At 46.8% G+C, this 21,798-nt stretch carries 20 protein-coding genes; 15 read left to right on the top strand and 5 right to left on the bottom strand.

Annotated features, from left to right (window positions below):
* The first annotated feature begins 2 nt into the window (after positions 1-2).
* The 6 genes from recR (at position 3) to XMA127_RS08895 (ending at position 4,704) form a co-directional block, all read left to right on the top strand.
* Positions 3-605: a recombination mediator RecR gene (gene recR / locus XMA127_RS08920; protein ID WP_173481359.1), complete on the top strand. Its 603-nt coding sequence runs from the start codon at positions 3-5 to the stop codon at positions 603-605.
* The gene (gene rnd / locus XMA127_RS08915) at positions 553-1,788 is read left to right on the top strand and encodes a ribonuclease D (protein WP_254442830.1); all 1,236 of its coding nucleotides are present in this window, start codon (positions 553-555) and stop codon (positions 1,786-1,788) included. Before recR ends, rnd begins: the two co-directional genes overlap by 53 nt.
* Positions 1,788-2,075, top strand: coding sequence for a YcgL domain-containing protein (locus XMA127_RS08910; RefSeq protein WP_173484617.1), 288 nt, complete (start codon positions 1,788-1,790; stop codon positions 2,073-2,075). The genes rnd and XMA127_RS08910 overlap by 1 nt, the downstream gene beginning before the upstream one ends.
* On the top strand, positions 2,075-2,515 hold the full coding sequence (locus tag XMA127_RS08905) for a YcgN family cysteine cluster protein (protein ID WP_173483100.1): 441 nt from the start codon (positions 2,075-2,077) through the stop codon (positions 2,513-2,515). Before XMA127_RS08910 ends, XMA127_RS08905 begins: the two co-directional genes overlap by 1 nt.
* Before the next feature lie 93 nt (positions 2,516-2,608).
* Positions 2,609-2,866 (top strand): FeoA family protein, encoded by a 258-nt coding sequence (locus XMA127_RS08900; RefSeq protein ID WP_217362075.1) that lies wholly within the window; start codon positions 2,609-2,611, stop codon positions 2,864-2,866.
* Positions 2,866-4,704 carry a ferrous iron transporter B gene (locus XMA127_RS08895; protein WP_173484618.1) on the top strand — a complete coding sequence of 613 codons (1,839 nt, stop codon included), beginning with the start codon at positions 2,866-2,868 and terminating at the stop codon, positions 4,702-4,704. Before XMA127_RS08900 ends, XMA127_RS08895 begins: the two co-directional genes overlap by 1 nt.
* On the opposite strand, the gene XMA127_RS08890 is transcribed toward XMA127_RS08895, so the two are convergent.
* Together XMA127_RS08890 and glpD are read right to left on the bottom strand one after the other, a co-directional pair.
* Positions 4,682-5,479: a DeoR/GlpR family DNA-binding transcription regulator gene (locus tag XMA127_RS08890; RefSeq protein WP_173484619.1), complete on the bottom strand. Its 798-nt coding sequence runs from the start codon at positions 5,477-5,479 to the stop codon at positions 4,682-4,684. The two genes, XMA127_RS08895 and XMA127_RS08890, sit on opposite strands and share 23 nt — an antisense overlap.
* 67 nt (positions 5,480-5,546) lie before the next feature.
* Entirely contained in the window at positions 5,547-7,061 is a 1,515-nt protein-coding gene (glpD, locus tag XMA127_RS08885) for a glycerol-3-phosphate dehydrogenase (protein WP_173484620.1), read from the bottom strand.
* A 176-nt stretch (positions 7,062-7,237) separates the two neighbouring features.
* Here glpD and XMA127_RS08880 point away from each other — a divergent pair, with 176 nt between their 5' ends.
* The 7 genes from XMA127_RS08880 to glpK are packed head-to-tail and all read left to right on the top strand — an operon-like array spanning position 7,238 to position 14,647.
* A complete protein-coding gene (locus XMA127_RS08880) occupies positions 7,238-8,971 on the top strand; it encodes an ABC transporter substrate-binding protein (protein ID WP_173481353.1) in 1,734 nt (577 codons plus the stop codon).
* Between the two features lie 55 nt (positions 8,972-9,026).
* Positions 9,027-10,091 (top strand): ABC transporter ATP-binding protein, encoded by a 1,065-nt coding sequence (locus tag XMA127_RS08875; RefSeq protein WP_173484621.1) that lies wholly within the window; start codon positions 9,027-9,029, stop codon positions 10,089-10,091.
* A 5-nt stretch (positions 10,092-10,096) separates the two neighbouring features.
* Positions 10,097-11,185 (top strand): ABC transporter ATP-binding protein, encoded by a 1,089-nt coding sequence (locus XMA127_RS08870; RefSeq protein WP_173484622.1) that lies wholly within the window; start codon positions 10,097-10,099, stop codon positions 11,183-11,185.
* A gap of 2 nt (positions 11,186-11,187) precedes the next feature.
* Positions 11,188-12,048 (top strand): carbohydrate ABC transporter permease, encoded by an 861-nt coding sequence (locus XMA127_RS08865; protein WP_173484623.1) that lies wholly within the window; start codon positions 11,188-11,190, stop codon positions 12,046-12,048.
* A gap of 9 nt (positions 12,049-12,057) precedes the next feature.
* Positions 12,058-12,855 (top strand): carbohydrate ABC transporter permease, encoded by a 798-nt coding sequence (locus XMA127_RS08860; protein WP_173484624.1) that lies wholly within the window; start codon positions 12,058-12,060, stop codon positions 12,853-12,855.
* Positions 12,855-13,133 carry a DUF2160 domain-containing protein gene (locus XMA127_RS08855; RefSeq protein WP_173481348.1) on the top strand — a complete coding sequence of 93 codons (279 nt, stop codon included), beginning with the start codon at positions 12,855-12,857 and terminating at the stop codon, positions 13,131-13,133. The genes XMA127_RS08860 and XMA127_RS08855 overlap by 1 nt, the downstream gene beginning before the upstream one ends.
* The gene (gene glpK, locus XMA127_RS08850) at positions 13,133-14,647 is read left to right on the top strand and encodes a glycerol kinase GlpK (protein ID WP_173481347.1); all 1,515 of its coding nucleotides are present in this window, start codon (positions 13,133-13,135) and stop codon (positions 14,645-14,647) included. Before XMA127_RS08855 ends, glpK begins: the two co-directional genes overlap by 1 nt.
* A gap of 68 nt (positions 14,648-14,715) precedes the next feature.
* On the opposite strand, the gene XMA127_RS08845 is transcribed toward glpK, so the two are convergent.
* From XMA127_RS08845 to XMA127_RS08835, 3 genes are all read right to left on the bottom strand, one after another.
* Complete coding sequence (locus tag XMA127_RS08845) at positions 14,716-15,612, bottom strand: aldo/keto reductase family oxidoreductase (protein ID WP_173481346.1); 897 nt, start codon at positions 15,610-15,612, stop codon at positions 14,716-14,718.
* 128 nt (positions 15,613-15,740) lie between these two features.
* Complete coding sequence (gene rpsA / locus XMA127_RS08840) at positions 15,741-17,414, bottom strand: 30S ribosomal protein S1 (RefSeq protein ID WP_173481345.1); 1,674 nt, start codon at positions 17,412-17,414, stop codon at positions 15,741-15,743.
* Between the two features lie 398 nt (positions 17,415-17,812).
* The gene (locus XMA127_RS08835) at positions 17,813-19,864 is read right to left on the bottom strand and encodes a carboxy terminal-processing peptidase (protein WP_173484626.1); all 2,052 of its coding nucleotides are present in this window, start codon (positions 19,862-19,864) and stop codon (positions 17,813-17,815) included.
* Positions 19,865-19,973: 109 nt separating this feature from the next.
* Here XMA127_RS08835 and XMA127_RS08830 point away from each other — a divergent pair, with 109 nt between their 5' ends.
* Together XMA127_RS08830 and XMA127_RS08825 are read left to right on the top strand one after the other, a co-directional pair.
* On the top strand, positions 19,974-20,510 hold the full coding sequence (locus XMA127_RS08830; protein ID WP_371731459.1) for an FKBP-type peptidyl-prolyl cis-trans isomerase: 537 nt from the start codon (positions 19,974-19,976) through the stop codon (positions 20,508-20,510).
* The gene (locus tag XMA127_RS08825; protein ID WP_173484627.1) at positions 20,510-21,790 is read left to right on the top strand and encodes a M18 family aminopeptidase; all 1,281 of its coding nucleotides are present in this window, start codon (positions 20,510-20,512) and stop codon (positions 21,788-21,790) included. The genes XMA127_RS08830 and XMA127_RS08825 overlap by 1 nt, the downstream gene beginning before the upstream one ends.
* Positions 21,791-21,798 lie beyond the last annotated feature (8 nt).

Here is a 21,798-nt window from a genome sequence, read left to right as displayed (position 1 = left end):
TTATGTCGTTAACCCCTAAACTAGAATCGCTAATCAGCGCACTGCGTCGCCTACCGGGAGTGGGCCCTAAGACGGCTCAGCGTATGGCGTTGCACCTGTTAGAGCGTGATCGCGATGCTGCCATCCAGATCAGTGGTGCGCTGGCTGATGCTGCTCAGAATATTGGTGAGTGTGAACAATGCCACTCGCTCTCTGAGCAGGCCGTCTGCGATATCTGCAGTAATGCAGCGCGTGATCGTAAAACCTTGTGTGTTTTGGAATCACCGATTGATCTGATGGCGATCGAGCAGACGGGGGGCTACGCAGGCCTCTATTTTGTATTGGGCGGGCACCTGTCGCCGATCGATGGAGTAGGGCCGGAAGATTTGAAAATCGATCAGCTTTTGGATCGAGTCTACCAGGGCGAGATTAACGAACTGGTGTTGGCCACCAATCCAACGGTAGAGGGTGAAGCGACCGCTCACTACATTGCCGAACAGCTTCGCGATGTTGATGTCAGTATCAGTCGTATTGCTCACGGGGTGCCTGTAGGTGGCGAGCTTGAGTACGTAGATGGCGGTACTCTGGCGCATGCGCTGGCCGGTCGCCGCCAGATGGAGCGATAAGTTGATAGATTTTAGCGGTTACGACTTTGCCAAGCTGAGACAAGCGGCCAAAAACCCAATCTGGATCGATACCGAAGAGCAGTTGGCTCACTACTGTCAGCAGTGGTTAGAGGTGCCGTTGATTACCTTGGATACTGAGTTCATTCGTACCTCCACCTTCTACGCAAAGCCAGGCCTGATTCAAGTCGCTGATCAGCACAGTGTTTATCTGATTGATCCACTGCCTATAAAACGCTGGCGCCCATTCAGAGAGCTGCTAGAAGCGCCTCAGGTCTTAAAGGTTCTGCACGCTTGTGGAGAAGATGTTGAGTTGTTTAAACATCGCTATAAAGCGGCACCCTCACCGATGTTTGATACCCAAGTCGCGGCCGCTTTTTGTGGTTGGGGTTTCAGTATGGGACTTCAGCGTCTTGTTAAACATGCGCTGGATATCGATCTGGATAAGGGTGAAACCAAGTCCGACTGGCTACAACGCCCGCTAACTGATAATCAGACACTCTATGCGGCACTGGATGTCTGCTACCTAGCCGAAATCGTTCAGATGCAGTTTAAAGAGCTTGAGAAGTTGGGGCGCACCGAGTGGGTCAAAGAGGAGTGCGAAGAGCTAGTTGCCAGTGTCATTGCTAACGAAGCGAATATTGATGACTACTATCGACGTTTCTCACAGCTCTGGAATATTCCGACGCGTAAGTTAGCGGCTCTGCGAGACCTGACCATTTGGCGTGAACGCACCAGCCGTTTGAGGGATAAAGCCCGCAATCGCATCTTGTCTAACCATCAGATTATCGATGTGATTCAGCAGTGGCCCAATAAGCGCGACGATTTGAGAAAAATTGAAGGGTTGCGTTCAGGCAACGTCTGGGATTTTGGTAACGATATTATTCGCTGCCTGAAAAATGCCGATAAGTCAGCCCAAGATAACCCGCCAGAGCCGATTGAGCAGCCGCTGAAGTTCAAGTTTCATGCTCACCTTAAAGCCTTGCGTGCAGTTGGTGCCAAAGCGGCGGAGCAACACAATGTGGCGCCGGAGCTGATGCTGAGAAAACGAGATATTGAAGCGTTGATTCGCACAGGTGTTGAGACGGGTCATTATGAATTGCCAGATAGCCTATGTGGATGGCGTAAACCTTTGATTGGTCAGGCTCTGCTTGATCAGCTAGCAGAATTAAACGAGTCAAACTGATGTTAATTTGTTCTATTTATAAAAGCTCAAAAAAAGATGAGATGTATCTCTACGTTGATAAGCGTGAAGGCTTAGAGCGTGTTCCGGATGCCCTTATCGAGATCTTTGGTACTCCTGTTCACTCTATGGATATGCCATTAACTGCCGAACGTAAATTGGCGCGCGCCGATACCGCAAAAGTGCTTGAAAGCATCCGTGACCAAGGTTTTTACCTGCAGATGCCGCCTCCTAAAGAGGACTATATGCTCGATATCCACATGGATCGTCCAGAGACAGGCGTCCGCTAATGTCAGAGGTGTTTTGGCGCAGTAAATCACTGGAACAGATGACCCACGACGAGTGGGAGTCTCTCTGTGACGGCTGTGCCCTCTGTTGTCTGCACAAACTAGAGGATGAGGATACAGAAGAGGTCTACTACACCACCGTCGTCTGTCACCTTCTGAATACCGATAACTGCCAGTGCACGGATTATCCTAACCGATCCACTCGCCAGCCCAGTTGTGTCAAATTGCATCCAAAAGATGTCGAAGAGTTCCACTGGCTTCCGCAAAGTTGTGCCTACCGCCTGATCTATGAGGGGCATGAGCTTCCACAATGGCATCCGTTGGTCAGCGGTGATCAGCGCAGTGTCATCGAAGCTAACGCTTCTGTCTTGAGCTACTACGAAGTCAAAGATAACGAAATCACAGAAGATGAGTTCATCGATTACGTGATTGAGCCTGAATAATCTTCTTTTGCATGATCAATAAATCCTTAAATTTTGGTTTAAATGATTATGATTCTCATTTAGAATTGTTATATAGGTTTAAGGATATTCATTGTGTCTCAAATTCAATGTGCCAATCTCTGGCAGATGAAACGGGGTATTCAAAGTGTTATTGAAGGGTTTACCCCCGCTTTGGATGCTGCTGTGAAAGCGCGTTTGGAGGAGCTGGGGTTCCATCAAGGCGCTCGCGTTTTATGTACTCAAGCACCTCGTTTGGGCGCTCCTAAATTGTATAAAGTGGGTAACGCAGTCTACTCACTTGAAAAGACAATCGCAGAGTGTGTGATTGCACATCCGGTCACGTCTGAATAATGAAACAACTACTACTGGTCGGAAGCCCCAACTCGGGAAAATCGATGCTGTTCAATCGTCTTACCGGTATGAATCAGCGTGTGGCAAACTTTCCTGGAATTACAGTCGATACCTCAACAGGGCCAGCGGTCGGTCGATCAGACTTATTAGTAGTCGATTTTCCTGGCGCTTACTCTTTAACCCCTCTTTCGGGCGAAGAGCAAGTTGCTGTAGATGCCTTCTATAAATTGTTGGACGTTCCTGTCGGTCACATAGAAGCCGTTGTCTGTGTTGTCGATGCGACCCGCATGGAAAAAGGTCTGGTATTTGCGTTGCAGGTTAGGGAGGCCTGTCGACGTGCTGGTCATCCAGTGATGATTGTGACCAATATGCATGATGTTCTTGAGCGTCATAATCAGAGCGTTGATGCTGAAGGGCTGTCGCAACGCTTGGATATGCCGGTCATTCCGATCTCTGCAAAGAGCGGTGTAGGCGTCGATCAAATCATTACACGCTCAGGGCAGGGGATAGAGGTTCCAAAGAGCGAGCTAAAAGAGGATCTGATTGCGTTTGACGCATCTGTGTTCCGAAATCTAGCGGAATCGTTGGCGAATGAGTTTGGTCCCAAAGGGGACTACCTGCTTCTGGTTCATAACCGAGCGGATCAATTCTTCCTCAGTACCCTGACGGGTGGTCTGAGTTTTCTGTTGATCATGTTTTTACTCTTCCAAGCGATATTCAGTTGGGCCGCTCCTTTGATGGATGGCGTAGAGTCACTGATTGGACTCACGGCAGACTCTGTGTTGCCTCTGATACCAAGCGGTATGCTGCATGACTTTGTTAAAGATGCTCTATTTGGCGGGCTGGGTGCTTTTTTGGTGTTTGTACCTCAGATTTTTATTCTGACGTTGATCGTCGGTTTTATGGAAGATTCAGGGTACCTTGCTAGGGCCGCTGTCATCTGTCACAGACCGCTTCGCGCTTTTGGTCTAACTGGTAAAAGTTTTGTCCCAATGTTATCGGGTGTCGCCTGTGCTATCCCAGGCATCTATGCAGCACGAACCATAGAGTCACCAAGACGTCGCTGGTTAACCTACTTTGCCATTCCGCTTATGCCTTGTTCGGCTCGACTACCTGTCTATGGGCTTCTTATTGTCGCGTTTATTCCCAATGAGTCACTTCTAGGTGGTGCAGTAGGGTTGCAAGGTCTGGCCATGTTGGCGATCTATCTATTCGGAATCGTTATGGCCTTGTTGATCGTGTCGTTACTCTCTAGAGTAAAGGCAGGTAAGGGGAGTGATCTCCCATTTGTTCTCGAGATGCCTCCCTATCGTCTACCGGGTGCAAAAACTTTAGGCCAGTTGGCCTGGTCACGCAGTGGTGATTTTGTGAAACGTGCAGGCCCCGTGATCTTCTGGGTCAGTGTGGTGGTCTGGGTGTTAGGCTACTTCCCTAATCAGGGGGCAAATTTGGGTGAATCCTGGTTGGGGGCTATTGGTAAATTCATAGCGCCTATCTTTGAACCCATCGGCCTGGATTGGAAGTACGGTGTTGCCATTATCGCGTCGTTCCTAGCGCGTGAGGTCTTTGTCGGCACACTGGGTACACTCTATGGTATTGAAGGTGCCGAGGAGGAGTTTACATCCTTGGCTCAACAGATTCAGGATTCTGGCATCTCTTTGGCTTCTGGAGTCGCTCTGTTTGTCTTCTTCGCCATTGCTTCGCAGTGTGTCTCAACTCTAGCAACGTTGCGCAGGGAGAGCGGTAGCTGGTCGCTGCCGGCCGGTCTGTTTGTGGGGTATGGTGTTTTGGCTTACAGCTTGGCTTTTGTGGCTTTTACTCTGATAGTTGGCGATTAGAGACTGGATTGTTTCCTGGACAGTGAATGACTACATCATTTTGAATTAAAAGATTGGCGAACTGATCATCGGGGCAGTCATTCGTAAACAGTCTTGATATGTCCTTAATGTGCCCTAGTTTCACCATGGGTGTTCTGCCAAATTTGGAGTTATCGCTACAAAGGAGTACCTCTGAGGCATTTGCTATAATGGCTTGTGACACTCTGACCTCCCTGAGGTCGTAATCAAGCAGGGTGCCATCTGGTTGAATACCGCTGATGCCTATGATTGCGTACTCCATCTGAAAGGTGTTTATGAGGTCTGTCGCTGGAGAGCCGACAATGCCACCATCACTGTTTCGAACTTCGCCACCTGCAACAATGACTGTGAAGTCACTCTTAGAGGATAAGGTAACAGCGACATTCAAGTTGTTGGTCACTACGGTCAGATTTTGTTTGCTCAACAGGGCTTCGGCGACTGCCTCTGTTGTGGTGCCGATATTGATAAATAGGGATGCGCCATCGGGGATATAATCAGCAACGAGTTTTGCAATAGTTTGTTTAGCGTCCGAATTAACACTTTTACGAGTTTTATAAGAGCTGTTTGTTGTGCTGTTTTCAACCGCACCAACACCACCATGATAACGTTTTACGCGCCCCTCCGTTTCCAATTGAGTGACATCACGTCTTATAGTTTGGGGCGTCACTTCAAGTGATGAAGTGAGTTCATCTATAGTCACAAAACCACTTTCAGCGATCTTATCGAGTATGAATTCAAACCTGCGATGTTGGCGCATCTAACATTCCGTAATTAACTTTTTTATTATCATAGTCATATATCAGACTTATAGCTATTGGGCTTTTTTACACTCCATCTGCTGCAAGGTAAGCATTAAGTTTGGCTTTGTTCTCTGTATCGATTCTTAAGCCAAGCTTCGTTCTTCGCCAAAGGATATCTTCAACAGTTTTTGCCCATTCATTATCCTGTAACCAGTTAACCTCTAATTCATAAAGGTTATAGCCAAAATGCTGCCCCAGCTCTTCAATATTTGTTGTCTTACCAAGTATATTGAAAGTGTCTGTTCCATAGGTTCTTAGCATTCGTTTTGCCCAACGGTTGTCTAGGAATGGGTATTTCATCTGAATCTTACTAAGCAGATTGTCACTATCTGTTAGTTCATAGTCTCCACCAGGAAGAGGGATACCCGCTGTCCATGCTCTACCCATTTGGGGATGAAATTTTTCAATCTCTCTCAAAGCGGACTCGGCAAGTTTTCGATAAGTGGTAATCTTTCCACCAAACACATTGAGTGCTGCTGCTCGTCCGTTGACAGAATCTACCTTTAGAACATAGTCCCTAGTTGCCTCAGTGGCTGAGGAGGCATTGTCATCGTAAAGGGGACGAACGCCAGAGTAGGTCCAGACAACATCAGAATCTTTTAGTGGTTTCTCAAAGTACTCAGAGGCAGCTTTCAAAAGATATTCTTGTTCTTCTGGAGTACAGTAAGCTTTTTCGGCTGGACCTTCGTGATCCACATCAGTTGTGCCAATTAAAGTGAAGTCATCTTCATAGGGGATAGCAAAAATGATCCGGTTATCACTCTGTTGGAAGATATAGGCGCGATCGTGATCATAAAGTTTCTTTACAACGATATGGCTTCCTCGAACTAGCCTGACGCCATGCTTTGAGTTCAGGTGAAGACTGTTATTAAGGACATCTGCTACCCAAGGACCAGCGCAGTTGATAACCGTTTTCGCCTGAACTTTCATTTCTTCATTAGTGATTAAATCTCTGACGGTTACCCGCCATAAACCCTCCACTCTTTCTGCGGACTCAACACGTGTCCTAGTGTGAATTTTGGCGCCACGATTTTCTGCGTCTCTTGCATTTAGGACTACTAGACGAGCGTCATCAACCCAGCAATCGGAATACTCAAACCCTTTCTTTAGTGACTTTTTAAGAGGGATACCTGTTTTGTCTTCTGCAAAATTAAGAGTTTTAGTGGCAGGTAAAATTTTTCTGCCCCCTAGATGATCATAGATAAACAGTCCTACTCTTAATAGCCAACTTGGACGAAGCCCTTTGTGGTGCGGTAAAACGAAGCGAAGTGGCCAGCTTATGTGCGGCATGGCTTTTAGTAAACGCTCTCTTTCGATAAGTGCCTCGCGAACCAGTCTGAACTCATAATATTCAAGGTAGCGTAATCCGCCATGAAACAACTTAGTTGAGCCTGAGGAGGTTGCTTGAGCAAGATCGCCCATCTCGAAAAGAGATACAGTTAATCCTCTACCAGCTGCATCACGTGCTATGCCACAACCGTTTATGCCACCACCTATAATAACCAGGTCTTTTACATCATTATGTTGCATTTCGTTCATTTGTGTTGTTTTTCTTCATTCGTTTATATTCGTATTAGGTGAAAGCTAACAAAAAGAAAATTTAAGTCAATAAAAACTTTCTCTTGACTTCGTTTGCTTTCGTTTGCGAGTATCCACTCTAACGAATGATTTCTGGATCACTTCGTTGATAAAAATAATGAAGATGGAGAAAGACCATGAAGAAAAAGCTAGCCTTGGCTGTCGCGTTTGCTTCGGCAACAATCACAAGCGCTGCTTATGCAGACATCAACGCTGCTAAGAAGTGGGTTGATAGTGAGTTTCAACCCTCCGCACTCACTAAAGAGCAACAAATCGAAGAGATGCAGTGGTTCATTAATGCTGCGAAACCATTCGCTGGAATGGAAATCAATGTGCTCTCAGAAACTATCCCTACACATACCTACGAGTCTACGGTTCTCGCAAAAGCCTTTGAAGAGATTACGGGTATTAAGGTAAATCACCAATTACTGGGTGAAGGGGAGGTTGTTCAGGCCGTTCAGACTCAAATGCAGACTAAGCGGAATCTTTACGATGCCTATGTGAACGACTCAGATCTAATTGGTACTCACTCTCGTCTTCAGTTGGCTCATAGCTTGACTGATTTCATGAACGGTCCCGCCAAAGACATCACTAACCCTAATCTTGATCTAGACGATTTCATGGGTCTTGAGTTTACGACTGGTGCTGATGGCGAAGTATACCAACTGCCAAGTCAGCAGTTTGTTAACCTTTACTGGTTCCGTAAAGACTGGTTTGATCGCGAAGATCTCCAAAAACAGTTCAAAGATATCTATGGCTATGATCTAGGTGTGCCTGTTAACTGGTCCGCTTATGAGGACATTGCGGAGTTCTTCTCCGTTCACGTCAAAGAGATCGATGGAACTCCAATCTACGGCCATATGGATTACGGTAAACGTGCCCCTGACCTTGGTTGGCGTATGACGGATGCCTGGTTATCTATGGCGGGTGCCGGTTCTGCTGGTCAACCAAATGGGCGTCCTATTGATGAATGGGGTATCCGTATGGAAGAGGGTAGTTGTAATCCAGCTGGTGCTAGTGTTTCTCGTGGTGGTGCCGCAAACGGTCCTGCTGCAGTTTACGCTATTCGTAAGTGGGATGAATGGCTACGTAAATATGCTCCACCAGGTGCCGCATCTTATGACTTCTACCAATCACTTCCTGCACTGAGCCAAGGTAATGTTGCTCAACAGATTTTCTGGTACAGCGCGTTTACAGCTGACATGGTTAAATCTCAAGCCGAGGGCAATAATACGGTTGATGCTGAAGGAACACCATTGTGGCGTATGGCTCCAAGCCCCCATGGCCCATACTGGCAAGAAGGTCAGAAGGTCGGTTACCAAGATGTTGGTTCTTGGACCATCCTAAAATCGACACCTGAAGATCGTGCTAAAGCGGCTTGGTTGTACGCTCAGTTTGTGACTTCAAAAACAGTTGATGTGAAAAAGTCTCACGTAGGTCTTACCTTCATTCGTGACTCTTCTATTAATCACGAATCATTCACTGAGCGAGCTCCAAAACTGGGTGGTCTAGTTGAGTTCTACCGTTCGCCAGATCGTAATATGTGGTCTCCAACCGGTGTCAACGTTCCTGACTATCCTAAGCTTGCTCAAATTTGGTGGCAACAGATTGGTGACGTGAACTCAGGCGCATTCACACCTCAAGAAGCAATGGATCGTCTAGCTCAAGAGATGGACATCACCATGGCTCGCATGGAGCGTGCAGACAAAGGTGCAAACGTTTACGGCGGTTGTGGTCCTCGTCTGAACGAAGAGAAGGATCCATCTTACTGGTTGGGTCGTGAAGGTGGGCCTAAGGCTAAACTTGCTAATGAGAAGCCTCAGGGTCAAACCGTTAATTATGATGAGCTAGTGAAAAGCTGGACTAACTAACGGTTAAAACGGGGGGGCCGTAGGCCCTCTCGATTTCTTTCCCAGAGATATTTCCATGAATTTAGAATTAAAAGATGTTGCAAAGCGCGTCGGCGCCGAAATGCATATACACGAGACAAATCTCGTTCTTGAACCTGGTGAGTTTAATGTTTTACTTGGTGCGACAAATGCCGGTAAAACAACCCTGATGAAACTGATGGCAGGACTGGATTCGCCAACAGCTGGTTCGGTTTTGTACGGCGGTGTAGATGTTACGAAAACACCACCTCAGAAGAGAAGCATCAGTTTTGTGCATCAGTTCTTCATTAATTATCCCCATTTAAGTGTAAGAGATAACATTATTTCGCCACTTAAATTATCAAAAATGTCTGATGCGGAGATTAATAAACGACTGGAAGCTACCGTTGATCTGCTTCGTTTAGGACCTATGTTAGATCGAAAGCCACATGAGCTTTCAGGTGGCCAACAGCAACGTTGTGCGTTGGCTAGAGCCCTTATTAAAGACTCTACAGCTGTATTTCTTGATGAACCACTTGCGAACTTAGATTATAAGTTGCGCGAAGAGTTGCGTGCAGAGTTGCCCAGTATTTTTGCTGATCGTGGTTCAATTGTTGTTTACGCAACTTCTGAACCTGCTGAAGCTTTGATGTTAGGTGGTCATACCGCCGCTCTTAATGAAGGTCATATTGCGCAGTTTGGTGCCACCTCTGATGTTTATCGTACGCCAGTCAATCTGACTGCTGCAGAAGTATTTTCCGATCCTCCTTTAAATACAATCAGCGTTAAAAAGTATGATGGTTGCATTCATTTGAGTGAAACTTTGAGTTGGCCGGCAGAGGGCACCGCTCAACATATGCCTGATGGAAACTATACACTGGGTGTTCGTCCTCATTTTGTTAGAGCGACTGGACATGGAGATAGTGCAATTGAGTTAAACGGTCGTATTCAGGTAACTGAGCTATCCGGTTCAGAAAGCGTCGCTCATTTTTCCATGGGGGGGGGCACTTGGGTCTCGCAAGCGAATGGACTGCACCCATTTAAGGTGGGAGAGCACCACCATTTTTATCTTGATAGCAGTAAATGCTTCTACTTTGATTCCCACGGACAAGCGGTTAGGTAGTAACAATGGCTAAAATAAAACTCGATAATATAAGACACTCCTACTACCCCAATCCATCGTCTGATGATGATTTTGCCTTGAAACGGGTTCACTTTGATTGGGATGATGGCGGTGCCTACGCGCTACTGGGCCCCTCTGGTTGTGGTAAAACGACCTTGCTAAATATCATTTCGGGTCTTTTAGAACCAAGCCACGGCAAGTTGCTTTTTGATGATAATGAAGTTACAAGCCTCTCTCCATCGGAGCGTAATATTGCTCAAGTGTTTCAGTTTCCCGTGATCTACGACACGATGACGGTTTACGATAACCTGGCTTTTCCATTGAGAAATCGTGGGGTCGATGAAGCTAGGATTGATGTAAAAGTCAGAGAGATCTCATCCATGTTGGAGATCGATGATCTGTTACTAACTAAAGCTGCAGGGCTTTCCCCAGATAACAAGCAAAAAATCTCCCTAGGTCGAGGTCTGGTGCGAGAGGATGTTAACGTGATCATGTTCGATGAACCGTTGACCGTCATTGATCCACATTTGAAGTGGAAGCTTCGCTCGAAGCTGAAAGAGCTGCACCAGAAGGTCAAAACAACAATGATCTATGTGACGCATGATCAGACAGAGGCGCTCACATTTGCGGATCAGGTTGTAGTGATGAACTTCGGTCAGGTACTGCAGGTTGGCACTCCAGATGCGCTTTTTGAAAGACCTGAACATACCTTTGTTGGTCATTTTATTGGTTCACCCGGTATGAATGTATTGCCTGTTGAAATAGTTGACGGTCAAGTATCCCTTGGTGGCCACTTCCTCGAAGTAAGCAGTCCTATTGTTGAAGCTGAAGGTAAATCTTTAGAGATAGGTGTGCGTCCCGAGTTTGTGCGAATCGCCGAGCAAGGCATACCGGCAACGGTAGTCAATGTTATGGATGTTGGGCGTCATAAGGTCTTACAAACGTTAGTAGGCTCACAAAAGGTCTTCGCAGTTTTAAATGAGGATCAGCCTGTTCCTGAAGGGAGCACTTACCTTACTTTCGATAAGCCGCAAACTCGTCTTTACAAAGATGGGTGGTTGGTAGATCTAACCTATGAGTACGAGGTTTTATAACAATGAAAACCGAAAACCCTAGAGCTTGGCTCCTCGTTTTACCTGTTATTTTATTGGTGGCTTTTAACGCACTAATACCACTGATGACAGTAGTGAATTACTCCGTTCAAGAGACGTTTGGTAATAATGTCTTTTTTTGGCAGGGCGTAGATTGGTTTGAACAGGTTCTGCATTCAGAACGCTTCCATGATGCCTTGGGGAGACAGTTCCTCTTCACAGGTATTATCCTCGCGGTCGAAATTCCTCTCGGTGTTGCAATAGCCTTGGCGATGCCTAGAAAGGGAATATGGGTTCCTATTTGCTTGATCTTAATGTCTCTGCCACTCCTTATTCCATGGAATGTTGTTGGCGCAATGTGGAACATATTTACTCTTCCAGATATTGGTCTAATGGGCTACGGATTAAACTGGCTTGGTATTGATTACAACATGACACAGAGCCCATTGGCTGCTTGGGTCACGCTGATAGTTATGGATGTTTGGCATTGGACTTCGTTGGTTGTTCTGCTCTCTTATGCAGGTCTTGTCTCCATTCCTGATGCTTACTATCAAGCAGCTGAGATTGATGGGGCCTCCAAATGGTCTGTGTTTAGATACATTCAATTGCCCAAGATGAAGCAGGTTTTGATGATTGCGATACTGTTACGGTTTATGGATAGCTTCATGATCTATACAGAACCCTTTGTATTGACCGGTGGAGGCCCTGGTAATTCCACAACTCTGTTGTCTATCGACCTAGTTAAAGTAGCGCTTGGTCAGTTTGACTTAGGACCAGCAGCGGCTATGTCACTCATATACTTCGCGATCACTCTACTGGTGAGTTGGGTGTTCTACACAATAATGAATAAAGATGTGAAGGAATAAGGGGGCGATATGAAACTAAAAAGCTTAGCGCCGATTTTGTACATAATCTTTTTGATGCTTCCTATCTATTGGTTGCTTTCAATGAGTTTTAAAACAACTAATGAGATTTTGAGTGGTTTCTCTTTTTTTCCACAAGAGTGGACGCTTGAAAACTACGCTGTCATCTTTAATGATCCGACATGGTATTGGGGTTACATAAACTCTACTACCTACGTGCTGATCAATACGGTTATCTCTTTGTGTGTAGCCCTTCCGGCGGCATACGCATTCAGTCGCTACCGTTTTATGGGTGATAAGCATCTATTCTTTTGGTTGCTGACTAACCGAATGGCACCGCCGGCAGTATTTGCCTTGCCATTCTTTCAGTTGTACTCAGCCGTTGGTTTATTTGATACTCATATTGCTGTGGCTTTAGCCCACTGTCTTTTCAATATCCCGCTTGCTGTGTGGATCTTGGAGGGTTTCATGAAAAGTATCCCTAAAGAGCTAGATGAAACTGCTTATGTTGATGGATACTCTTTCCCGCGATTCTTTGTGACAATTTTCATGCCAAATATCAAAGCAGGTATTGGAGTAGCAGCCTTCTTCTGTTTCATGTTTTCTTGGGTCGAACTGTTGTTAGCAAAAACGTTAACCTCTATCGATGCTAAGCCGATCGCAGCAACAATGACCAAAACTGCATCGAGTGCTGGATATGAGCTAGGTCTGTTGGCGGCAGCTGGGTGTTTGACCATTATCCCAGGGGCGATTGTGGTCTACTTCGTTAGAAATCATATAGCGAAAGGTTTCGCTATGGGGAGGGTGTAATGTTTAGTTGGATGGCTTGGACGTTACCAACGGCTCTGGTATTTGTTTTTATCTTCTCTTGCATTGGTGTTCTGGCATTCCTAGAAGTGAAATATCCTGGGGGAGCTGAGCGCACAGGTGTATTTGGCATTACAACCACCCGAGGTGACCGTCTGTTTATCTCGATCTTGGGTACAGTGTTTATTATGCTTGGTTGGTTGGGATTGATGGGTACACCTTTGTGGGGTGGTTTAACTCTATCAATAATATGGGCTGTATTCGTTTTTAGGAAAGTCTAGTGGAAAATTACGTTCTCTCAATAGACCAAGGAACCACATCCTCAAGAGCAATTTTATTTAATAAAGATCTTAAAATTGTTTCTACTGGTCAGCAGGAATTTACTCAGTATTTCCCTAAATCAGGGTGGGTAGAGCATGATCCTGAAGAGATATGGTCCACGACTGCCGGAGTGTGTCGTCAAGCCATTGAGATGGGTGGTATAGATAGCTCCAGTATAAGAGCGATTGGCATAACAAATCAGCGTGAAACAGTCGTTGTTTGGAATAAACAGACAGGCAAAGCAATCTATAACGCGATTGTTTGGCAAGATAGAAGAACGGGTGATTTTTGCAACGAGTTGAAGTCAAAAGGCTATGAGCAGACTTTTATAGAGAAAACAGGGCTATTACTTGATCCCTATTTTTCTGGCACAAAACTCGCTTGGATATTGGATAATGTTGAGGGTGCTCGCGCCTCGGCGGAATCCGGTGAATTGTTGTTTGGTACAGTGGATTGTTATCTCATTTGGCGGCTAACGGGTGGTGTAGTTCATGCCACTGACGCTACTAATGCGTCCAGAACATTGATCTACAATATCCATCAAGGCATTTGGGATGAAGAGCTATTGTCTCTTCTAAATATACCTTCATGCATGCTGCCAGAGGTTAAAAACTGTGCAGATGATTTTGGTAAAACGCGCGAAGATCTGTTTGGTGGAAACGCCATTCCGATTTGTGGCGTTGCGGGTGATCAACAAGCTGCAGCGATAGGCCAAGCGTGTTTTAAACCAGGTATGCTTAAATCTACCTATGGCACCGGATGTTTTGCTCTCCTTAATACAGGGGAGCATTGTGTTAAGTCCGAACACCGTCTTCTCAGTACTATTGCTTATCAGCTTGATGGAAAGCCAACCTATGCTCTAGAGGGCTCTATATTCATTGCTGGTGCAGTCGTCCAGTGGTTGCGCGATGGTTTGAAGATCATTCGCGATGCTAAAGATACTGAAGCACTTGCAAGCGAGGCTAAGCCAGAGAATCGTGTCTATCTTGTTCCTGCTTTTACGGGGCTTGGAGCACCGTATTGGGATACGGAGTGTCGTGGCGCCATTTTTGGTCTTACTCGTGATACTGGCTTTGCTGATCTGGCTAGAGCCGCGCTTCGATCGGTTGCCTACCAAACTCGCGACCTATCCGACGCCATGCGATCAGACTGGCTAAGTTCTGGTGGAACAAATGTTGAGTCAGTTTTGCGAATCGACGGGGGGATGGTTGCTAACGACTGGATGGCTCAATCCCTTTCGGATATTTTGCAAGCTCCTGTCGATCGACCCGAAATTATTGAGACAACGGCGTTAGGTGCCGCTTGGCTGGCAGGTATGCATGTTGGTTTTTATCCTGACCAAGAGGGTTTTGCAAAAACCTGGGCACTGAATCACCATTTTGAGCCGCTTATGACCGTTGATGATGCCAATGAGCGTTATGCTGGTTGGCGTGACTCGGTTGCAAGACTTCTCATCAAACCTGATAACTTCTGATGTTCCTTTAAAGACACAAGCTCTTTTTAGCCAATTAGTCTTGCCGGTGTATCTAACGCCGGTTTTTTTTATGGCACTTCAGATCCTTTTGCTGCGGTCAGAAGCTCAAACCAGGTCTCTCGATCAAGCTCAACATGATTGACCTGATGCAGCGCCTTTATTCGATCTAGATTGTTTGTGCCAACAACAGGAAGAATATTGGCAGGGTGCACTCTTAACCAGGCCAGTGCGATATGTTCACGCTGGCACTGTTGGCTCTGCTCGATTCTGTTTAGTAAGCCCTCAAGCTCTGAATTTAGTGGTTGGTTAAACAGTTGGCCGCCAGCCAGTGGTGACCAGGCCATCGGCAGTAGCTGATCGAGTTGCATCGCTTCCAGCGTTCCATCCCAGAGTGAACTCTGTTCAAAGAGATTGATCTCAATTTGATTGGTGATCAGTCGATTCGTCATTTTCGACTGCAGTAGTTTCCACTGCCACACTGAAAAGTTAGAGACCCCTACGGTTCTGACCAAGCCTTCTTTAATGAGATCGTCCAGTGCCTCTCCGGTCTCTTCGGCATCCATCAAAGGATCGGGTCTATGAATTAAGAGGGTGTCTAGGTAGTCAGTCTGTAAGTTTTTCAGACTCTGTTTGACCTGCTGAAATAGATATTCACGGGAGGTGTCGTAATACTTAACTCGTCGATCTGGGTAGTGATCAGAGATCAGAGCGATATCACATTTGCTAATCAGCTCCATCTGGCCTCTTAGGGATGGATTGGCTTTCAGCGCGTCGCCAAAGAGTTGCTCACACTGATAGTCACCGTAGATATCTGCATGGTCAAAGGTCGTTATTCCCTGATCCAAACAGGCTTGGATTTTGGCTTCGGTACTTGAAGTGGTTGGCTTGGACTCTGCGAGTCTCCAGACACCATAAGCCAGTTCGCTAAATGTTAGATCGGAATGAAGAGTTTTGATTCGTTTCAATCTAGAGCCCCGATTTTTAGATTTTTTACCAGTCTAAAGATTGTCAATTTGAGGTTCAATATAGCAATCAAATAGCCAAAAAAAAGAGCGCCGAAGCGCTCTTTCTCAGTGTGTCGGTAATCTTAGGATTACTGACCCATCTGCTGCTTGATAAGGTCACCGATAGTCGTTGGACCAGCAGTTTCAACTTCAGCGTTCTGTACGGCTTTAAGAGCAGCTTTCTCTTCAGCTTGATCTTTCGCACGGATAGAGAAGGTGATAACGCGGTTGCGACGATCAACACCTACAATCTTACCTTCAACGCTGTCGCCAACGTTTAGAGCAGTTGTAGCGTCTTCGATGCGCTCTGCAGCGATGTCAGATGCTTTAAGAACAGCTTCGATACCTTCAGCAAGTTCAACAGTAGCAGCACGTGGCTCAACTGCTGTAACAGTACCAGTAACGATTGCGCCTTTCTCGTGGCCCGCTAGGAACTCAGAGAATGGATCGCTTTCTAGCTGTTTAACGCCAAGAGAGATACGCTCTTTCTCTGCGTCAATAGACAGGATAACTGCTTCAACTTCGTCGCCTTTCTTGTAGTCGCGAAGTGCAGCTTCAGCATCAGCTTCCCAAGTGATGTCTGACATGTGTACTAGGCCGTCTAGATCGTTGTCTAGACCAACGAAGATACCGAAGTCAGTGATCGTCTTGATTGTGCCAGATACTTTATCGCCAGCAGCGTACTGCTCAGAGAATGCAGCCCATGGGTTAGTTGTACACTGTTTGATACCCAATGAGATACGACGACGCTCTTCATCAACGTCTAGAACCATAACTTCTACAGCATCACCAACCTGAACGATTTTAGATGGGTGGATGTTTTTGTTAGTCCAAGACATTTCAGAAACGTGTACTAGACCTTCTACGCCATCTTCTAGAGATGCGAAACAGCCGTAATCAGTTAGGTTAGTAACCTTACCTGATACACGAGTACCTGCTGGGTAACGGTTCTTGATCGCTTCCCATGGATCTTCAGATAGCTGCTTAAGACCTAGAGAGATACGACCGCTCTCTTTGTCGAATTTGATGATCTTAACGTCGATCTCATCACCTGGAGTTAGCATTTCGCTTGGGTGAGAGATACGTTTCCACGCCATGTCAGTGATGTGTAGAAGACCGTCAACGCCGCCAAGGTCGATGAACGCACCGTAGTTAGTAAGGTTCTTAACGTAACCTTTAACTGCTTGGCCTTCTTCAAGATCAGCAAGGATCTCATCACGCTGTGCGCTGTTAGCTTCTTGAAGAACTGCGCGGCGAGAAACAACAACGTTGTTACGCTTCTGATCAAGTTTGATCAGTTTGAATTCAAGTTCTTTGCCTTCTAGGTGATCAACGTCACGTACTGGGCGAACGTCTACCAATGAACCTGGTAGGAAGCCTTGGATGTTGTTGACGTTTACAGTGAAACCACCTTTAACTTTGCCAGAGATGTAACCTTTTACGATCTCTTCCGCTTCAAACTTAGTCTGAAGAACTTCCCATGCTTCTGCACGTTTCGCTTTCTCGCGAGAAAGTTTAGTTTCACCGAAACCATCTTCTACAGCTTCTAGTGCAACTTTAACGTCATCACCAATGTTGATTTCAAGTTCGTTCGCATCGTTAAGGAACTGAGAGCGTGGAATAACCGCTTCAGACTTAAGACCAGCGTTAACAGTTACCCAATCAGCATCGATATCAACAACAGTACCAGTTACTAGGGTACCTGGAGTCATCGCAAGTTCTTGGAGGGATTCTTCAAACAGTTCAGCAAAGCTTTCGCTCATGAAAGTGTCCTATTTTGGGTGCCAGGGGATGGCACACTAGCCTATGACATCAGCTTCATAGGGTCGGTTCATCGTCATCTCCGATGACTTGCTAAGCTGATGGATGCAAGCTGACGGAGTTATAAAGAGGGCGAAATTATACAGGAGTGTTAGCGGTGTGCAAAGCGGAATTGGTGTTTTTTTGAGCAGTGGACAGCGGTTGGGAATAGTCTCGAGAAGAAGGGGAAAGAATTACAAATCGCTAGTGCGGTTTGATCGCGGTTTGTCGCTGCGCTCCAATTCGCTCCTACAGTCGAGCTACGTAGATAATTTTTTCCGAAGTCCTACTGTAGGAGCGAATTGCCCGAAGGACAAGCCGCGAAAGATTCGCTTAGCGAATCGTATCTCACATTCCGCTATCAACCCGCCAAACGAGACTGATCCTCTTGAAAGAACATCTCGATCATATCGATGCTCAGCTCACTGGCTTCGCGAAGCACGGCTTCACTGTCGGGATCAGTGATCTCTTCACCGGGTGCTGTCTCTGTCAGTAGCTCATCAAGCGTCTTAATAGGTTGTTCACCCTTTGCCATGCGACGCTGATTCTCTAGATCGATTTGAGCCTGCTCCATCTGATCGCGTTGGGCTTTTAACTGCTCTTCATTGAGCGGCAGCCACTGCATCGATTTCTGCTCATTGATCAAGGCGATGGTGTCACGCATGTGCTGAAAATCATGATCAGTTTGCGTTCTTTGAGTATGGCGGTTTTGCAGCTCAGGAACCCAACGATCGAGTGATGAGTAGCTGCCGTAACGAACAGGCCTTACTTTGTCCCAAGGTAGGGCAAAGTCGAGAGCGCTTTCACCGATTTCGCTCTGATCAAACATCGATGGAAACTCGATATCCGGAGCTACCCCTTGGTGCTGAGTACTCTCACCAGAGATACGATAGAACTTCGCGGTTGTGAATTTTAGCTGCCCATGACGCAGTGGTTGAAGAGTCTGCACAGTCCCTTTACCGAATGTGCGACTGCCAACGACCAGCCCTCGGCGGTAATCTTGTATGGCACCGGCGAAGATCTCCGAAGCCGATGCACTGAGTCGATCAATCACAACGGTCAAGGGTCCAGTCCAAGTGGTCTCTGGGTTGTAGTCGCCCAGCACATCGACCCGACCTTCAAGATCACGAATCTGCACGGTTGGACCACGGCTAATAAATAGACCCACCAGTTCATTGGCCTCTCGCAGTGAGCCACCTCCGTTTTCGCGTAGATCAACAACCAGAGCATCAACGCCCTGTTGCTTGAGGTCTTCAATCAGTACCGCTACATCACGAGTCGTGCTGCGGTAATCCTTGTCCCCTTTTCTAAGGGCAGCAAAATCGATGTAGAAGGTTGGGATGTCGATGATGCCAACTTTATAGATGTTGCCGTCACGCTCAACCTCCATGATCCGAGACTTGGCCGCTTGCTCTTCAAGCTTTACACGCTGTCGCTCTAATTTGACGATCTTGCGTGTGCTCTTGTCAGCCGAAGTGGATGGGATGATCTCTAAGCGTACGATGGATCCTTTAGGTCCACGGATCCTGTCAACGACATCATCCAAGCGCATACCCACCACATCTTCGATCTCACCATCCATGTCTTGTCCGACACCCACGATCAGGTCGGCAGGTTTCAGCTGGCCGCTCTTATCGGCCGGGCCCGCCGGTACAAGACTAACGATCTTGGTGAATTCATCTTCGCTCTGCAGGACAGCGCCGATCCCTTCAAGTGATAGACTCATGTTGATCTCAAAGTTCTCTGAGGTCGCGGGTGAAAAATAGGCGGTATGCGGGTCGTAAAGACGTGCCAAGGCATTAGCATATGATTGAAAAATATCTTCGCTATTGGTCTGCAGTGCACGATTAAGTTGCGATTCGTAACGTTTGATCAGTGTCTCTTTAGCTTCAGAAACACTCTTGTCAGAAAGTTTTAGATTTAACACGGCGCTTTTAAGACGCAGTGACCAGTATTGATCCTGTTCGCCTTTCGATTGAAACCAATGTTTCTCTTCACGACTGATCGGAAGTCTGTCGTCTAGAGTGAAATCAAATGTTTGGTCCGATTTTAGAGCGTCGATCATCTGCTCTGTGCGCTCCTGAAAACGGGTCAAAAAGCGTTCGTAGGCGGCAAATGCAAAGGTTAGATTGCCGGAGCGCATGTCGTCGTCCAGAGTGCGCTTGAAGTGAGCTAAAGAGTCGATATCGCTCTGCAGTAGGTAGCTTCTTGTTGGGTCGATAGTTTCAAAGAAGTTGTTGAAGAGCTTCTCAGAGAGTTCATCGTCGACGGCCTGTTCACGGTAGTGGTGAGATTCCAATCCCGCGACCAGCGACTGAATGGCATTCGAGTGGACGGCTTCAGGCTTAAGAGAGGCCTGTGCTCCTGTCGCTATCGATAATGATAAAACCAAAAAGAGCTGTAAAGCTCGCATCCCAACACTCCAAAATCGCAATAAAAGTAAAAATCTAATAGAGAGCAGTTTAGGCCAGCTCTCCTCATGATGTAAAATAACTTTCTTTTACTACGCGGGAGTGGTTGCGGTGGTTTTGCGAATTGCGGGTTTAGCGATTTTTTCTTTGATGTTGGCCGGTTGTGATAGCGCCTCTGACCGTGACGAGATCGAAGATAAAGAGGCGTTTCGAAAAGAGCTAATAGAGAAGGCACTGAATGACGATACTCGCAAAGCAGGGGAGGCTTTCCTAGCTGAAAATCGTCAAAAGCCGGGTGTGATTGTTCGTAAGTCGGGACTGCAGTACCGTGTCATTTCCGAAGGACAGGGCAAGCAGCCAGAGTACGACAGTGTTGTACTGGTTGAATATGAAGGTCGCCGTGTCGATGGCGGTGTCTTCGATAAGACCGAAGCCGGAAAGCCGATCAAATTCCCGCTCAATCAGGTGATTAAAGGTTGGCGAGAAGGCTTGGGGTTAATGAAAGAGGGGGCTCAGTATGAGCTCTACATTCCTGCTGACTTGGCCTACGGCGCGCGCAGTCCCAGTCGTGAAATTCCACCCAATTCAGCTTTGATATTTGATGTTAGGTTAATAGAAGTACTCGAGAAGGGTGCGGAGAAACAGTAATGGAACAAGAGCGTTTTAACCAAGATCTACTGACCTTTTTAGCAGATAGTCCAACCCCTTTTCATGCCACGCAGCAGATGGCAGATCGCTTAAGTCATGCTGGCTTCAAAGAGCTGTTGGAACACGAAGCCTGGAATCCTGTCGCTGGCGAGAGTTACTTTATTCGTCGTAACGGTTCATCGATCATCGCTTGGCGTCATACTGGCAACTTTGATTCAGGCTTTAGAATGGTGGGCGCTCATACCGACTCACCCTGTCTTCGCGTCAAGCCAACGCCAGAGCTATACCGACAAAATTATCTGCAGCTTGGCGTTGAAGTCTATGGTGGTGCGCTGTTGAACCCCTGGTTTGATCGCGACTTGTCGTTAGCTGGCCGGGTGACCTACCGCCAAACCGATGGCTCTTTAGACAGCTCGCTAATCGATTTCAAAGAGGCGATCGCGACGATTCCAAGCCTTGCGATTCACCTAGACCGTGAGGCCAATAAAGATCGAACGGTTAACCCACAACTTCACCTCCCTGTGCTGCTAGGTCAGGCGGAACAGAAGCAAGATTTCAGAGCCTTGTTGAAATCTAAATTGCTTGAACAGGGGGTGACAGAGGTCCAGGAGGTTCTAGATTACGAACTCTCTTTCTACGATGTTCAAACGCCTGCAATGGTGGGATTGAACAGAGAGTTTATCGCCTCGGCTCGCTTGGATAATCTGTTGAGCTGTTTCATCGGTTTGCAGTCTCTACTCGACAGTGATGGTCAGCAGGCCGCTGTTTTGGTCTGTACCGACCACGAAGAGGTAGGCAGTGCGAGTGCCTGCGGTGCTCAAGGCCCAATGTTGGCCCAGTGGCTAGAGCGACTCTTACCGAACAACGAAGAGCGTAACCGTGTGATTAGCCACTCCATGATGATCTCCGCCGATAATGCCCACGCTGTGCACCCTAACTATGCCGATAAACATGACGAGAATCATGGTCCGCTGATTAATGCAGGACCGGTCATCAAAATTAACTCTAATCAGCGCTACGCCACCAACAGTGAAACCAGTGCAACCTTCCGCGCCATTGCGCAGGATGTAAACGTGCCAGTACAGAGCTTTGTGGTTCGATCTGATATGGGGTGTGGCAGCACGATTGGTCCGATTACCGCATCGGAAGTCGGTATTCGTACTGTGGATATCGGCTGCCCGCAATTTGGTATGCACTCAATTCGTGAGTTATGCGGCAGTCAGGATGCACACTCACTCTATCTGATTCTGCAAAACTACTACGATAAAGCCAGAGTGTAAGAGGGTTT

It is taken from the genome of Marinobacterium sp. xm-a-127 (genome assembly GCF_013283425.1).
Classification (GTDB): Bacteria; Pseudomonadota; Gammaproteobacteria; order Pseudomonadales; family Balneatricaceae; genus Marinobacterium_E.
This window is presented reverse-complemented; position numbering and strand designations above follow the sequence as displayed.